Source organism: Sphingomonas kyeonggiensis (assembly GCF_014196745.1).
GTDB classification, from domain to species: domain Bacteria; phylum Pseudomonadota; class Alphaproteobacteria; order Sphingomonadales; family Sphingomonadaceae; genus Sphingomonas; species Sphingomonas kyeonggiensis.
Genome location: NZ_JACIEH010000001.1, coordinates 1901654 through 1918295 on the forward strand (window position 1 = coordinate 1901654; position 16642 = coordinate 1918295).

A 16642-nucleotide genomic window follows, 5' to 3' on the forward strand; every position below is an offset into this window, starting at 1 on the left:
CCCCTCCAGCCGAAAGCGTCCGTCATGCTCACCGAAGGCCTGCTCCAGGATCGCACCGATGCCAGCTGCGCCCCCGCTCGCTGCCTCTCCTGCAAGGCCCGGGGCAGCTCGCTCTGCGCGGCGATGGCGGACAGCGAGTTGTCGGCGCTCCACGCGATCGGCAGGCGCCGCACCCTGCCCGCGGGCCAGGCGTTCAACTGGGCCGGCGATCGCAACAATCATTGCGCCACCGTGGTCGAGGGCATGCTCAAGGTCACTGCCTCCACCACCGATGGACGCGAGCAGATCGTCGGCCTGCTCTTCCCCGGCGATTTCGTCGGCGAGCTGTTCGAGGAGGATGCGACGCTGACCGTCTCGGCGCTGTGCGAGACCGACCTGTGCATCTATCCCCGCGCCGCGTTCGAGCGCACGCTCGAGGACCATCCGCGCATGGAGCGCATGCTGCTCCGCCGCACCCTGCTGGCGCTCGGCGACGCGCGCGGCCGGATGCTCGCGCTCGGCCGCCGCAACGCCCGCGAGCGCATCGCCGGCTTCCTGCTCGACCTGGTCGAGCGGACCGGTCACCCCGAAGCTGGCGGCGGCAGACGTATCGCCATCCCGATCAGCCGGGGCGAGATGGCCGATTATCTGGGGCTGACGATCGAAACCGTCAGCCGCCAGCTCTCGCAGCTCAAGGCGACGGGCATCCTCGCCTTTGCCAAGGGGGATCGCGGCTGCACCGTGCTGCGTGAGGCCAGCCTGCGCGCGATCGTCAACCCGGCATGAGCCCGCGCCGGGCGATCTCGATCCCGCTTTCCTTGAGGGCGATCGCCCTACGGCAACCGTCGAAGAAGCAGCGCAGCATGTAGGAGAGCTTGCCCACGTCGCGCTCGGCACCCGGCTCGATGCTGCGGCACAGTTCGCTCGCCAAGTCTTCTCCATGCATCCGGTCGAACTGGTGCATCTCGTGCAGTGCAGAGAGGAATGCCGGCCCCGGCCGATGTGCCAGGGGCAATCCGGCAAACAGGCGTTCTGCCCGGGAGAAATGCAGGACGGTCACACGCTGGATCGCTTCGCACAACCGCAAGATCTCCTCGGATCGAGGCAAGGCCGGCAATCCGTCGGCGACGGTCTCGAGGTCGTGACACAGGTTGCGCTGCACGGCGTGATCGTCTTCCAGGGCATCGAAGGCAGAAATGTTCATGGGCAGATCGAAGGGCGGATAGAGACACGTCGTGATGTGATCTTTCGCATCCCGCCTGATTTATCTGCATCCCGGCGATCCCCAATTGACGCGCGTCAAATGTGGCTTTGGCAGAGCAGCGATACGAACTTCAGCCCATGCCCGCCGACGCACCGCCGGCGGGCACTGTTACGAGATCAGGGCAGCACCGGAGCGGTCGGCAGGTCAGGAATCGCCTGGCCGTAGGTGATCGTCCCCGACGTAACGATCTTGGTGGGATCGTTGCCGCCATTCTTGTCGTCGAGCTCGTTGGCGTTGGCGCTCGCGCTGGCCGCCAGCTGCTCGACCAGAACCTGGCCGCCGTTCGAGGATTCGAGGTAGATATTCTGGTTGTTGTAGGTGTTGACGAAACCGTTGCCGGACAGGCTGACCGCGATCTTCGGCTGCGTGCCGCTATTATCCTGCGCGTTGATTATGGTTATGCCACTGTCGTTCAGAATGTTGCTGATCGTGTTGTTCTGGATCGTGACACTGGTCGTCTTTCCGCCCGTCGGCACGCCGAAGAGCCCGGTGATGACCGAAATGCCGGCGCCTCCGAGACCTCCGCTCGTGCCGATCTGCTGGATGGTATTTCCCTTGATCAGATAGGTGGCAGTAACCGCGCCTTCATTGCTGATGGAGATGCCGTTGCCGTTGGTCGATCCCGATTGGGCGACACCGGCGGTTCCGATGATATTGTTGGTGATCGTGCCATTGACCGTGCGAGTGAAGGGCGCGTTGCCGTTCTGGAAATCGTTGATCGCGGTCGAGCGCGAACCGGTGATGGTGTTGCCATCGATGCGGTAGGTCATCGCGGTCGAGCCCGGCCCGGTCGAGATGTTGATGCCGTTATTGTTGTTCGTGAACGTCGAGCCGGCGATGTTCGCGTCCATGCTCGTGCCCGAGCTGTCGATGAACAACCCGCTGCCCAAAACCGACGCGGCACCGGTGAAGCTGCTGCCGGATACGCTGATCCCCATCACCGACGTGCCGGTACCCAGGAAGTTGAACAGATTGCCGTGCGGGCCACTGCCACCGTTGATCGTTGTGCCGTTAGCGGAGAAGGTTGAGTTCACCACCTGGAAATTGGTGAGCGTGCCGCTCGAGTTGCTGATCTGCACCTCGAACTCGTTGTTGTTCCGGATGGTCGAGTTGAAGATGCCCGTCGGCCGGGTGCCGGACGAATCCGAGCCGCGGAGATTGACCAGATTGATGCCGGACTCGTCGGTGCCGTTGTCGGTGCCGTTCTCTTCGATCGTCAGATTGTCGATCAGGAAGCCGTTGACGTTCGAGCCGCCGATCCCGTTACCCCGGTTGTTCCTGACGTTCATATAGGCGAGGCGGACATTCTCGGTGCCGGTCAGGCTGATGCCGTCGCCCGTCGAGTTCCGGATCGTGCCGCCCGAACCTGCCGTGCCCGTGCCGGTGACGCGCAGGCCGCCCGACGAACCGGTGTTGTTGAGCAGGATGCCGTTGGCCGCACCGTTCGACGAGATGCTCTGGAAGGTGACTCCGTTCCCGCCGATATTGTTGTTGATGATCGTGAGCGCGGTGCCGAGGCCGCTGGAGATGGTGTTGCCCGCACCTTCGACCGTGACCGTGCCGGTGAGAACCCCGGCCGTGGATTGGAAGCCCGCACCGTCGGTGGTGGTGATCGCCAGGCCGCCGTTCAGGAAGTTGATCGCGCCGGAATTGTTGAGCAGCCGCACCGCGGTATAGGCGCCGGTGCTGAGCGTCTTGGTGCCCGAGAAGATCACGCTGCCCGAGGCGACATTCTGCACCAGGATGCCGTTGTCGAACCCGCCCGTGGCGCTGATGTTGCCCGAGAAGGTCAGGTTGCCGCCGGAGTGACCGTCCACGAACACCACATTGCCGCTGGCGGTCTTGGTGATCGAGCTGCCCACGCTGACCGCACCGGTGCCGCCCAGAACATGGACACCATAGGTAGCGCCGCTGATCGAGCCGCCGGACAGCGTCACGCTGTTGGTGGAGCCGTTGATCTCCACACCATTGCCACCGATGTTGCCGATCAAAATGCTGGTGGCGGCGAACGATCCGTTGCCCGAGCCGTTGATCTCGATGCCATCGCCACCGATGTTGCCGATGGTCGCGGTGCCGAGACTGACGTTCATCGTCGATCCGCCGCCATAGAAGATGCCGTCCGCCGTGGCGCCGGAGGTGCCGGTAATCGATACGGTACCAGCGCTCAGCGTACCGCCGTCGATATTGCTGATGTTGATCGCGGTGCCGGCAATCGAGCCGGTGCTGGCCAGTGAGTCGAAGTTGATGCCGAGCGCGCTGTTGGCGTTGCCGTTGACGAGGTTGAGGATCTGGCCGTTCTGGGTCGTGATGGAGGCGCCGGGACCGTAGACGAGCAGATTGCCCCCGCCGGTGAAGTCGATGCCCTTGCCGGTGCCCGAGGCGACGATGTCGAAGCCGTTGCCTCCGGCAGCCGAGGAGAAGCTGATCGACGTGGTGCCGTTGTTGCTGAGCGTGACCGCCGTCTGGTTGGCCACCGGCGTGAGCGCGATCGTCGGACCATAGAACGCGACCGAACCGCTGCTGTTGTTCGAGACGTTGATGCCCAGTGCCGTGTCGGTAAGATTGCCGTTCAGCGCTACGGTGCCACCGGCCATGTTCGTGACCTCCACCGAGCGTGCCGTGGTGCCGCTGGTGGCAATGGTGCCGTTGTAGGTGAGCGACAGGCTGCCGCCATCGACATCGATGCCGCGGTTGGTCGCGGTGATCGCGCCGGCAGTGATGTCGATCGAGCCATTGAGCGTGCCCGCCGTCCGGCTGATCAGGATGCCGTTCGTCGGCGATGCGCCGCCGGTGTTCCTGGCATCCACGAAGCGCAGGTTCAACGTCGTCGTCGCTGCGGTTGCATTGCTGATGTCGAACAAGGTGCCGGAGCCGGTGGCGATCCGGTTGAAGTTGCTGTTGTTGTGCAGCACGTTGAAGATACCGCCGCCCGACATGGTGATGGCGGTGCCACTCGTCGTGGTGATGAACAGGTCCTGGGAATTGTCGGTCGGGCTGAACTCGATCGTCCCGCCCGCATTGGCGCTCAGAACCAGTGCGTTGTTCGCCTGGGTGGACAGCGTGGTCTGGCCGGTGAACCTGATCGTGCCGCCATTGCTGTTGCTCAGGCTGATGCCCAGCGCGTTGGCGCCGCTCGACGTGATCGTGCCGGTCTGGAAGAGGATGTCGCCGGCATCGTGATTGTCGATGCGGACGGCATGGCCGTTGCTGTCGTCGATATTGCCCGAATAGGTCAGGGTGGCGTTGCTGTCGGTGAGGACAAAGGCGTCGCCGGCCGCGGCATGGGTGATCGAAGCGCCCGTGCCGAAACCGAAGGTACCTGCAGAGCCATTGACGATGTCGATACCGGCGTCCCCACCGTTCAGTGTCGTCGTGCCGGTGAAGTTGTAGGTCCCATCGGCATTGTCGAACTGCAGGCCGGTGCCGTTGGTGGCGCTCAGCGTGCCGGTCTGGAAGGTGACCGTCCCGCCCGAATGGTTGAGGAACGAGACCAGCGCGGCGTTGTTCGCCTGGGTGATGCTGCCGCTATAGGTGATCGCCGCAGTGCTGTCCGAGACGTTGAACGCAGTGCCCGACGGGCTGGTGATCGCGGTGTTCGTGCCGAAGCTGAAGGTACCGCCCGAACCGTTGAGGATATCGATTCCGGCATTGCCACCGGCCAGCGTCGTCGTGCCGGTGAAGTTGTAGGTACCGTCGGCATTGTCGAACTGCAGGCCGGTGCCGCCGGTGATGTCGAGGGTGCCGGCATAGACGAAGGTGCCGCCGGTGTGCCCGCCGCCGATGCTCAGCGATGCGCCCGCAGAGCTCTTCCTCACCAAGCTGTCCGAATCGAAGTTGAACGACGCCGTACCGCCCGAGATCGTCAGGCCTGCGGCCAGGGGATTGGTGATGTCGACATTGGTCGCGTTGATCGTGCCCGCTGCATTGGCAAAGATCAGGCCGGCGCCGCCGGTCAGGTCCACGTTGGTCAGCGTCGTCGTGCCGGTGGCGTTGTTGAGCGTGATATCGCCGCCGTTGCTGGTGATGTTGGTCAGCACCGAGTTCGCGGCGTTGAGCAGCACGTCGCCGCCCGGATTGCCCGAGAAGAGGACATGGTCGATCGTCGTGCTGGTCGATGGGGTGATCTCGATGCCCATCGTGCCGAAGTTGCGCACCGTCAGATAGTCGAGCAGCGTGTTGCTCGCGCCGGCGCCATTGTCCTTGATGCCGCGCGACGCTGCGCCGCCGCCATCCAGGATGAAGCCCGACAGATGGTTGCCCGAAGCGGCCAGGGTGATCACGTTGCTGCCCGCCGAGCTGGTGAGCGTCGCCGCACCGCCGGTGACGGTGGGATCGGCGATGCTGACCGAGCCGCCGCCCGACAGCAGGATCGTCGATGGCACGGTGAGCGTGATGACGATCGGCGCGCTGCCGGTGCCTGCACCGCCGTCCGAACCATTGCCGAAGCCGCGCACCTGGGCGTTGGGGGCGAGCACCAGCGAATTGTTGCCGTTCGAACCGGCTGCGCTGATCGCACTGCCGTTGTTGATCAGGACGATGATGTCCTCGTTCGCTGCGGCGAGCTCGGCTGCGGCCAGTGTCATCGGGTTGAGCCCGTCCGAGCCGCTGCCGTCACCACCACCGGCGGCGCCGTCGGAATCGACGAAGTAGATCTTGTTGAGGCCGAAGCCCGAGCCCGGGCTGCCGGAGAAGGCAACGTCGCGGAAGTCGTAGGTTCCCACGGTCGGCGCAGCGCTCGCATTGATCGCGGTGGTCGCCGAGATGGTCGAGCTCGTATCGATGCCCGACTCGCCGTCACCATAGGTGACCTGCGCGTCGGTCGCGGCATTGAGATAGATGCCGGTGCCGACGCCCGCGATCGAGCTGGAGGCCCCGAGCTGGCCGCCGAGCAGGATGTTGGCATGGCCGGTGGTTCCGCGCAGGTCGACGCCGATGCTGGTGCCCGCGCCACCCGAATTGGTGACGTCGAAGTCGCCGATGATGATCGAGGAAGAGACCGTGGCGCCGTTGAGGTCGAGCGCGACCGCGCTGTTGCTGCTCAAGCCGATATCGAGATCGGTGATCGACAGTCCCGCGCCCAGGATGCCGGTGACGTCGATGCCGCGCGAAGTGATGCCCTGCAGGTTCACCGTGCCGAGGCCGATCGCAGGCGCCACCGTACCGACGCCGTTGAGCAGGATGCCGGTCGTCGCGCCGTTGGCGCTGACGCCGCCGAAGGTGAAGCCTTCGAGGCCGATGGTCACGTTCTGCAGGCTGAGCGCCGTGCCGGTGCCGGTGGTGCTGATCGAATTGCCGTTGCCGCGCACGATAACCGTGCCGCCCGAGCCCGCGGTGAAACCCGTACCCGTGCTGACGATGTCGAGGCCGCTGCCGCCGGTGGTCGGGTTGAAGTCGATCGTGCCGCCGCTGTTGCCGGCCAGCGTGACACCGAAGGCGGTGGCGTTCAGCGCAAGTGTCTGGCCCGTGAAGGTGATCAGGCCCGAATTGACGTTGGTGACCGAGATGCCGCCCACCGTGGACGCCATGTCGCCGCTGAAGGTGACGGTGCCGGTCTCGTGATCGACGATCTGGACCAGGTTGGTGCCGTTGAGCGCCGAGCCCACCGAAACGTCGGCGGTGCCGCCGGTGAGCGAAACCGCATAATTGGCCGCGCCGGTGGCGGTGATGGTGCCGGTGCCCAGGGTGACCGGGCCGCCCGAACCGGCGATGACCACGGTGCTGCCATTCGCACCGGCCAGGTTCATCGTGCCGAAGGTCACCGCCGAATTGCTGTTGAGCAGTTCGATGGCGTTGCTGCCGGCCGTGCCGATCGTGGTGTCGCCGAAGGTGATCGCCGCAGTGCCGGTGGCCACCTTGATGCCGTCATTGGCCGCACCGCTGGTACCGCCGATGTTGACGATGCCGCCATTGAAGGCCGCGCCGCTGAGTCCGCTCAGCAGGATGCCGTTGTTGGCGACCGTGCCCGCGGCGGTGAGCGAATCGAAGGTGATGCCGCCCGAACCGCTGGTCACGCCGCTCAGGCGGAGGATCTGGCCAGTATCCGTGGTGATCGTGTTGCCCGAACCAAGGACGGCAACCGTGCCTGCGGTCGCGCTGAAGCCGGTACCGCTGGTGGTGGTGATGCCGAGGCCACCGCCGAGCAGCGTCAGCGTGCCGGTGCCAGCCATGCTGATCGCGGTGTTGGCGCCCGTGCTGAACGTCTTGCTCGCGTTCAGGAAGCTGACATTGCCGTTGCTGGTAGCATTGACGTCCACGCCGGTGCCGCCAGTGTGGTTCACCGAGCCGGAGATGGTGTAGATACCACCGGCACCGAAGAAGCTGAAGGCGGTCCCGGTCGTGGTCGAGTTGATCGTCCCCGAAAGCGTGGCCAGCATGCTGCTGCTGAACACGGACAGCACCGAGCCCGCGCCCGCTTTGATCGTGCCGCCATAGTTCAGCGTGCCGCCGGAGGTGCCGGTGATACCGATCGCCGCTACGGTCGAGCTGGTGATGGCACCGATCGAAGCGAGGCCCCCGTTGTTCCCGACATTGACCGTGCCGCCGGTCATGCCGTTGAGGCGGATGCCGGTCGAGGCGCCGTCGATCGTCAGCGTGGAGCCCGACGCATTGGCGATGTTGACCGTGCCGACCGCACCGTTCAGGTCGAAGCCGACTCCCGTGGTGTCGAGATCGAGCGTGCCGGTGAAGTTGACGCCGCCGGAGCCGCTCAGGCTTTGCAACAGAACGCCGGTGCTGCCGCCGCCAATGTTGAGCCCGCCGATGTTGAGCGCGCCGTTGAGCGCGGTCCCGCCGATCACCAAGGCTTGCACCGCGGCGGGCGCAGCGGTGATGTTGTTGAACGAAACACCCGCGTTGGCGACCGTCACGTTGCCCAACACCAGCGCCGTGGCATCGCCGGTGGTGATGGTGTTGCCGGTGCCGGTAACGCTGAGCGTGCCGCCGCCCGAGGCGAAGAAGCCCCGGCCGGTCGTGGTCGTGATCCCGAGACCGCCGGTGAAGTCGATCGTCGCGCCGGTGTTATTGGTGAGCGCGACGCCGGCGCCGGTGGTGCCGTTGACCGTGACGGCACCCTGGAATTTGGCCGCGAACGCTGCTCCGGTGTTGTTGCGGACCGCGATCGCGGTGTTGCTGGCGTTGCTCACGTCCACGGTGCCGGTCACGGTGAAGCTGCCCTGGACCTGGTCGAGCAACAGGCCATAGACGCCGCCGCTCGACTTGACCGAGCCCAGCGTCATGTTGACGGTCAGCGGATCGATGTCGATCGCAGTGCCGTTGGTGGTGTCGACCGCGCCGCCGGTCGTGCCGAGGACGAAGTTGTTCGCCTTGGAATTGGCGACGATCAGGCCGGTGCCGCCATCGTTCGCGATGTTCAGGTTGCCGAAGTTCAGCGTGCCCGAGACATTCGAGAAGTTGAGCGCAGTGCCGTTGATCCGCGCGGCTACGGTGCCGAGCGTCAGGTCGCCGGCCGCGACATCCTGCACGCCCGCAGTCGCCGTATCGGCATCGAAAGCGACATCGGCGAAGACGAAGCCGCCGGTCTCGGTGGTGTGGAGCGCGGTCAGATTGGAAAGTGCCGACACGGTCAGCGTGCCCGCCCCCGTGCCGTCCAGCGCCAGGATGTTGCCGCCGTTCGCGGCGAGCGTGAGGTTCTGCAGCGCCACCACGGTGTTGGCCGCATTGTCATAGAAGCGGATCGCGCCTGCGGCGCCACCCGAGATGGTGCTGTTGCGGATGGTGTTGATGCCCGCCACGCCGTTGCCGAGCACACCGGCACCGGTGCCGCTGTTAGCGATCACCACCCCGTCGATGGTGTTGTTGCCGGCCAGCGTGACGGTGGCATTGGCACCGCTTGCCGTCAGCGTCGGCGCACCCGATCCGGTGAACGGGTTGACGATCTCGCCGGTCTGGACGTCGAAGAGCTTCACGTTGATCGGCGCGCCGCCGCCAACGGTGAACCGGTCCACATCGCGGAAGGCGAGCAGCGCCTGCCCGCCGGCGAGATCGAGCGAGCCGCCCGCGCCGGCCGTCGCGTCGAGCGTGTCACTGCCGCCGGTCGGATCGTTGAGCAGCACGATATAGGTCGCGCCCGACGCCTCGGCGCCGGCGAGCGAGCCCGGATCGTTCCAGGTACCGATGCCGGTGGCGCCTTCCTGCACGAAATAGGCCGAGACGGACAGGTTCGTGGTGTCGCCGTTCAGTTTGACGTCGAGGAAATCATAGGTGCCGACGCCGCCATTCAGCCCCGCAATGACCAGCGGCTTGACCGCGGTGATGCTCGACGCCGCGCCGTCGGCATCGGTGTTCGAGCCGTCGCCGAAGCGGAAATTGCCGGTGATCGCCGCGTTGGTGAGGTCGACGCCTATGCCGACGCCGGTGATCGTGCTGCTGCCGCTGATGATGATATTGCCAGCAGCGGTGCTGCCGGTCAGGTCGATGCCGCGCGTGCCGGTCGTCGAGGCGCCGCTGATGTCGAGCGTGGCGAAGGTGACGTTGCCGGTCGCGCCCGTCAGGTCAGCCGCGGTGGTGTTCGCCGCAAGGCCGGTGATGTCGACGTCGCCGAAGGTGAAATTGCCGGCCGAGCCGCCAAGGATCGCCAGGCGCGCGCCGCCGGACAGCGTGATCGCCCCGAAATTGTAGGTCCCGTCCGCGTCGTTGAACGACAGGCCGTTGCCGCCGGTGACGTTGAAGGTCGCACCGGTGAAGTCGAGCGTACCGGCGGAATGCGCTGCCACGTCCAGCGCCGTCGTCCCGAAGGCCGACTGGGTGATGCTGCCGGCATAGCTCACGTTCGCCGTCGAGCTCGATACGCTGAACGCGGCCCCGCTCGCATTGGCGATGCTGGTGCCGGCGCCGAAGCTGAAATTGCCGGCCGAACCGTTGGTGATCGACACGCCACCACCGCCGGTCACACTCAGATTGCCGAAGCTGTAGGTGCCGTCCGCATCGTTGAACGTCAGGCCCAGGCCACCCGAAGCGTTCACGTTAGCCCCGCTGAAGTCCAGCGTGCCCACGGAATGGGTCGACACGGCCAGCGCCAGCGAAATCGCCGTCGCCTGATTGATCGTGCCCAGATAGGTCACGTTCGACGTCGAACTGGAAATGGCGAAGGCAGGGCCGCTCGGGCTGGTGATGGTGGTGCCGGCACCGAAGGTGAAGCTGCCGGCCGAACCCCCGAGGATGTCGATACCCGCATCGCCGCCGTTCAGCGTGGCGGTGCCGTTGAAGGCATAGCTGCCGTCGGCATTGGTGAACCGCAGTCCGGTGCCGTTGGTGGCCGAGAGGGTGCTGGTCGCGCCGAAGGTGACCGCGCCGCTGTGGTTGGTGATGTCGAGCAGCGCCACATTGGTCGACTGGCTGACGCTGCCGTCATAGCGGAAGTCGAGCGTGCCGGTGCCGCTGCTCAGCGTGATCGCGGTGAGGGCGGTGCCGCTGATGTTCGATGCCGCACCGAAGCTGATCGTGCCGTTATTATCGCCGCCGATCCAGATGCCGTTGCCCGAGGCCGAGCTGATGCCGAGATTGGCGACCGTCAGCGCCCGGCCACCCGTGCCCGTCCCAGTCAGGTCGGTGATCAGAATGCCGCTGTTCGTGCCCGCATGTGCGACGCGGTCGAGCACCAGATCGGTCGCCGCGTTGCTGAGCGCCAGGCTAGTGCCGTTGACGGTATCGATCGTGCCGGCGGCACTGCTCAGGCTGAGCGCCGAGGCGCCGAGGCGGAGGCCGGTGGAACCCTGGTTGTAGATGCCGAGACTGGTGAAGTTCAGCGCACCCAGGGCGCCGAAGAGATCGAGGCCCGCGCCGGCGACCCGCGTGACGGCGCTGCCGATCTGCAGCGAAGCATCGACGGCCTGGAAGCCGGCCGTCGTGGTATCCGCATCGAAGGTCGCGCCGCCGAAATAGGCGCCGCCCGCTTCGCCATGTCCGCCCTCGATCGTAATGTTCGAAAGCTGGCTGATGGTGGTCGAACCGCCGCCGGAGGCATAGGCCATCAGTGCGGTCGAGCCGTTACCGGCCCAGAGACGCAGGTTGCTGAGCGCAATGCTCGCAGGGGCCGCCGCGTTGCTGCTGCCGAAGTCGATCGCGCCGTCCGTTCCCGAGATCCAGCTGTTGCGGATCGTGACGTTGGTGGCGCCCGAACCGAACACGCCGCTGCCGATCCCGCCATTGGCGATCACCAGGCCGTCGATCAGGTTGTTGCGCGTAACAACGACGGTGCTCGCACCGCCCGCGCTGGTGGTCAGCGTCGGCGCGCCCGAGCCGGCGAACGGATTGGTCACGAGACCCGGCGCGATGCCGTAGAGGCGGATGTTCGCCGGAGCACCGCCCGGCAGGGTGATCGTGTCGCCGTTCAGGAAGCCACGCAGCTGCTGGCCGTTGATCAGCGTGAAAGTGCCGCCGGTACCATAGGTCGCGTCATTGGCATCGAGGACGTCGTTGCCGCCGGCCGGATTGTTGATCAGGATGATGACGTCGGCGCCCGATGCAGCCGCACCGGCCAGACTGCCCGGATCGGTCTTGGAACCCGCGCCGCTCGCACCCGCCAGCACCCAATAGACGCTCGCCGAAGTCGCCAGCGTGCTGATGTCGCCAGCCAGGTTCACATCGGCAAAGTCATAGGTGCCGACAAGCGCGTTGAGCCCGGCGATGACGATGGGAGTCGTGGCGCTGATCGTCGAACCGGCGCCATTGGCATCGGTGCTCGAGCCGTCGCCGAAGCGGAAGGTGCCGGTGATCGCGGCATTGGTCAGATCGACGCCGGTGCCGACACCGGTGATCGTGCTGCTGCCCGAGACGATCAGGTTGCCGGCGAAGCTCGCGCCGGTCAGGTCAATGCCGCGCGTGCCCGTGGTCGAGGTACCGGTGATGTCGAGCGTGCCGAAGGTCACCGTGCCCGAAGCCTGGCGCGCGTCGAGACCGACGAGCCCCGCACCCAGCGCGGTGATATCGACATCGCCGAAGCTGATCGCGCCGCTGCTGCCGGTGCCGAGCCCGATGCCCGAGCTGTTCGCGATGCTGGTGGTGCCGGTGAAGGTCACCGTGCCGACCACGTCGCGGATCGAAATCCCGTAATCGTTACTGCCGGTCACGCCGATCGAGCCGATCGTCACGCTGCCGGAAGCGGCCACGCCGCCGATCACCACGCCACTGCTGCCCGCGCCGGTGATCGATCCGCCCGCCGCGGTCACGCTGCCGCTGTTGTTGTTGATCCACAGCCCGGCGCCGGCCGAGCCCGAGAGCGTCAGCGTGCCCAGCCCGATCGTTCCGCCGTTGTTGGACAGCGACACTGCATCGCTGCCGCTGCCGGAGACCGTGGTCGCGCCAAGGGTGATGGCACCGCTATTGTTCCAGAGCGCAACCCCTGCGTTGCCGCTGTTAGCGACCGATACCGGCCCGACGGTCACCGATCCGCTGTTGTCCGTCACCAACAGGCCGACGCCCGCGGTGTTCGCGACAGCCACCGATCCGATATTCAGCGTCGCGGCGTTGTTCGTCACCGCCACGCCACCGCCCAGCGGGGCACCTCCAACCGTGACGCTGCCGATGTTCAGCGTTCCTCCGGTCAGGCCGGAGAGCGAAACGGCAGTGCCGCTCGAGCTTCCCGTGGTGATCGAGCTGATGTCGAGCGTGCCGAGGTTCACGTCGAACAGGCTTGCGCCCCGCGCCGCGCCCGTCGCCGTGACGCTGACATCGGTGCCGGAGACGTTGAGCGTGCCGCCGCCGCCACCGTTAAGCGTCAGCACAGTGCCGCCGCTTGCCGACAGGTCGACATTGGTGAGCGTCACCGATGCGGCATTGATGCCGTCGAAGATCGAGATCGCGCCGCCATTGCCCGACACGGTCGAGTTGCGGATGATGACGTTGGACACGCCGGCACCCACCACGGCAGTTCCGGCCGTGTCATTATGGATGATCACCCCGTCGAGCGTCGTATTGTTGGCGAGGACGACCGTCGAGCCGCCCGTGCTGCTGGTCAGCACCGCCGCGCCCGAGCCGGTATAGGTATTGGTGATCCCCGTCGGCCCGAGGTTCGAGACGATCAGGTTGGCCGGCACGGTCGCGCCGGTCACCGCGAAGAAATCGGAATTGAGGAAGCTGACCAGCGACTGGCCGGCAGTGAGGCTCAGTGCGCCGCCGGACAGGCCGGACGTGTCGATCACGTCCTGGCCGCCATTCGGGTTGTTGAGCAGCACGATGTACTGCGCGCCCGACGCCGCCGCGCCGGCGATGCTGCCCGGATCGTTCGCCGTGCCCGCACCGCTCGCGCCCGCAAGCACGTAATAGGCAGTGAAGCTGCCGCCGGTGATGTTGTTGGTGTTGCCGTCGAGATTGACGTCGGCGAAGTCGTAGGTGCCGTGCGTGGCGTTCATCCCCGCGACCACGATCACCGTGTTGGCGGTGATCCGGCTCTCCAGCCCGTCGGCTGCATTGCCGTCACCGTAGCGGAAGCTGCCCGTGATGTTGGCGTTGGTCAGGTTCACGCCGATGTCGACGCCCTGGATCACGCTGGGATTGGCGATGGTGATCGCGCCGGCATTGGTCGCCCCGGTCAGGTCGATGCCGGTCGATCCGGCCGCGCCGGTGCCCGTGATGTCGAGCGTGCCGAAGGTCACATTGCCGTGCGTGCCCGTGAAGTTGACGCCGGTACCTGCCCCCAGGCCTGTGATGTCGACATCGCCGAAGGTCACCCCGCCGGGAACATTGCCGATCACGATGCCCGTGCCGGCCGGATTGGCGATGGTGAGCAGGCCGGTGAAGGCGACGCCGCCTGCGGTGTTGTCGATCGAAAGCGCCGGCGAGGTGGAGCCGGTGATCGTCGTCGCACCCGCGAAAGTCACGCTCGATCCGGCGGCCGTGCCGCCGATGGTGATCGGCCCTGCGCCGCTGATCGCCCCGGTGAAGCGGATCGCGCCGCCGGTGTTGAACAGCGAGACCAGAGGTCCGGCGCCCGCATCGGTGATCGTCGCGCCGAAGTTGAGCCCGATGGTGCCGCCGCTGCCTGCAACGCCGGCCTCGCCGACCTGGACGGAAGCGCCGCCGCTGTTGGTGATCGAACCGCCACCGATCGTGACCAGCCCGGTGGAGCCGCCGGTGATGAACAGGCCCTGCTGGCCGCTATTGAGTATCGTTAGCGCGCCGATCGTCAGCGCATTGCCGCCGGTGCCCGCGCCCTGGACATTGTCGAGGACGATCGCCGCGCCGGCCGCACCGGTCGAGCGCACGCTGGAGAAGGTCAGGTCGATCAGCAGCGGATCGAGGTTGAGTGCCGCGCCCGCGGTGGTGTCGGTGGTGCCGGCCGCCGTGCTCAGCGTGAAGGTGCCGGTCTTGGTGTTGTTGACCGTCAGGCCGGTGCCGCCATTGTTGGCGATATTCAGATTGGCGAAGCTCAGCGCACCGTCGACATCCGTCAGGGTGACACCGGCGCCGCCCACGCGCGCCGTGGTGGTGCCGACCTGCATCGCGCCGGCATTGACCGCCTGGATGCCCGCGGTTGCGCTGGCATCGAAGGTGACGTTGCGCGCCGCGAAACCGCCGGTCTCGCCATTGCCGCCGGTGATGTTGATGCCCGACAGGCCCGCCACGGTAACCGTGCCGGCGCCAGATCCATCGATGTCGAGCACGGTGCCGCCGGTCGCCGACAGGGTCAGGCTGGAAAGCGTAGTCGTCAGGTTGCCGCCGGCATCGTTGATGTCGATCGCGCCCGCGCCACCGCCGATGATCGAGTTGCGCAGCGTGACGTTGCTGCCGCCATTGATGACCACGCCCGCACCCGCGCCTCCGCGCACGGTCAGGCCATCGACCACCACCGATCCGGTGGTGTTGGTGAGCGTCAGCCCCGCCGCGCCGGTGTTCTCGATCACCACGCGCTCGAGCGCGAAGCCGCCCACGCCGTTCGCCAGGATGCCCGAGCCCGCACCGCGCACGGTCACGTCGCGCACCACCGATCCCTGGCCCAGCGTGATCGCCGCGCCGCCGGCATTGCTGCCGGTGATCGTGCCATTGGTGCCGCCGAAGCTGAACCCGCTGACCGAGCCGTCCGAATGGCGCACGCTGACGCTGCTCGCGCCGCCGACCAGATACTGGTTGGTGGCGAGCGTGACCCCGCCGCTCGCGATGGTGCCGGCATTGCCGAGCGCGACGACGATGCCGTTCGCGCCCGCACGGGTGACGGCGTCGCCCAGCGTGGTCGTGGCGGTGCTGGTGCCCGCGGCGCCGGCGGTGCCGGAACCGCTGGTGAAATAGACCCCGCCAAACGCCACGCCGGTGCGCGCGTCGATCGCGAAGCCGGTGCTGGTCAGGTCGGTGTAGCGCGTGCCCGAGGGCGTGACGTAGTCGCGGCGCAGGCGCTCGCCCATCTGGCGATCGAGGCCGCTGGTGCCCGCGCTGCGATCGCGCGCGCCGCGGCCGATCGGGATCGACAGGCGCACGGTGCCGCGCGCCTGGGTGCCCCAGCGATTGTCGTTCTGCAGCTCGGCGCCGACCGAGAAGCGCCCGCCGGTGCCCAGCGGGTCCTCGATACCGAGCTCGAGTCCGCCGCGCACGCCGCGATAGGCCTTGCTCGCCGCATCGTCGCGATAGTCGAAGCCGCTGAGCGAGCCGCGCAGGCTGAGGTCCTTGCTCAGCGCGGCAGTCGCGCCGATCTCGGCATTGGCGCCGGCGAGCGGCACTTCCTCCAGCCGCCAGCCGCGCTTGCGCTCGATCAGCCGGTTGTTCTCGACCGAGAGCGTCCCCGCCGGGCTGGAATTGGGATCGAGATAGCCGATCGTGCGCCGGTTGTTCACCGGCAGGCGATAATTGACGTGCAGGTCGAAGACCGAGGTGAAGCCCTCGAGGCCGAACGAGACTGCGGTCTGGTCGCGCGAGGTGATGTCGGTCTTGTAGAAGTCGACACCGGCGTTGACGCCGATCGCCACGTCCTCGCCGATCTTGCCGCGCCCGCCGATCGTTACCGATCCGTTGCGGTCATAGCGCTCGTCGGTGCCGACCCGCCCAGCGACGAAGAGCAGGTTGCTGTCGTTCTGCGCGACGGGAGCGAAGAGCTCGAAGGAGACCTGGCTGCTGCCGTCGGCGGCGCGCGCATCGACTTCGGCGCGGGGCTTCCAAGTCGGGGCCTTGTCCTGCGCCTGGGCCTGTGCGCCCGGCGCCCAGGCCAGCGCCACGCCGCTAAGGCAGGTGGACAGCAGCAGGCGGCCACGGCCACGATTGAGCTTCTGCACGGACATTCTCCCCCGATCGGCGCACGCCCGGAGCTGGCAGAAATGCCAATGCTTCGAATACGGGTCGTGACGCCTCGGCAACGGCTACCACCGCGGCGCCGATGCCTCAAGGGAGAGTCGCAGAATGGGACCGCTGGCCCGCAATCTATAACAGGAGCGAAACGCTAGGCTATGGCCAGTTCCA

At 66.6% G+C, this 16642-nt stretch carries 3 protein-coding genes; 1 reads left to right on the forward strand and 2 read right to left on the reverse strand.

Features of this window, described 5'->3' with window-relative positions:
• Positions 1-24 precede the first annotated feature (24 nt).
• Positions 25-765: a Crp/Fnr family transcriptional regulator gene (locus GGR46_RS08905; protein WP_183996523.1), complete on the forward strand. Its 741-nt coding sequence runs from the start codon at positions 25-27 to the stop codon at positions 763-765.
• Here GGR46_RS08905 and GGR46_RS08910 read toward each other — a convergent pair.
• Both GGR46_RS08910 and GGR46_RS08915 read right to left on the reverse strand, forming a co-directional pair.
• The gene (locus GGR46_RS08910) at positions 752-1183 is read right to left on the reverse strand and encodes a hemerythrin domain-containing protein (RefSeq protein WP_183996525.1); all 432 of its coding nucleotides are present in this window, start codon (positions 1181-1183) and stop codon (positions 752-754) included. The genes GGR46_RS08905 and GGR46_RS08910 overlap by 14 nt on opposite strands.
• A 176-nt stretch (positions 1184-1359) precedes the next feature.
• Positions 1360-16458 carry a right-handed parallel beta-helix repeat-containing protein gene (locus tag GGR46_RS08915; protein ID WP_183996527.1) on the reverse strand — a complete coding sequence of 5033 codons (15099 nt, stop codon included), beginning with the start codon at positions 16456-16458 and terminating at the stop codon, positions 1360-1362.
• Positions 16459-16642: the final 184 nt, after the last annotated feature.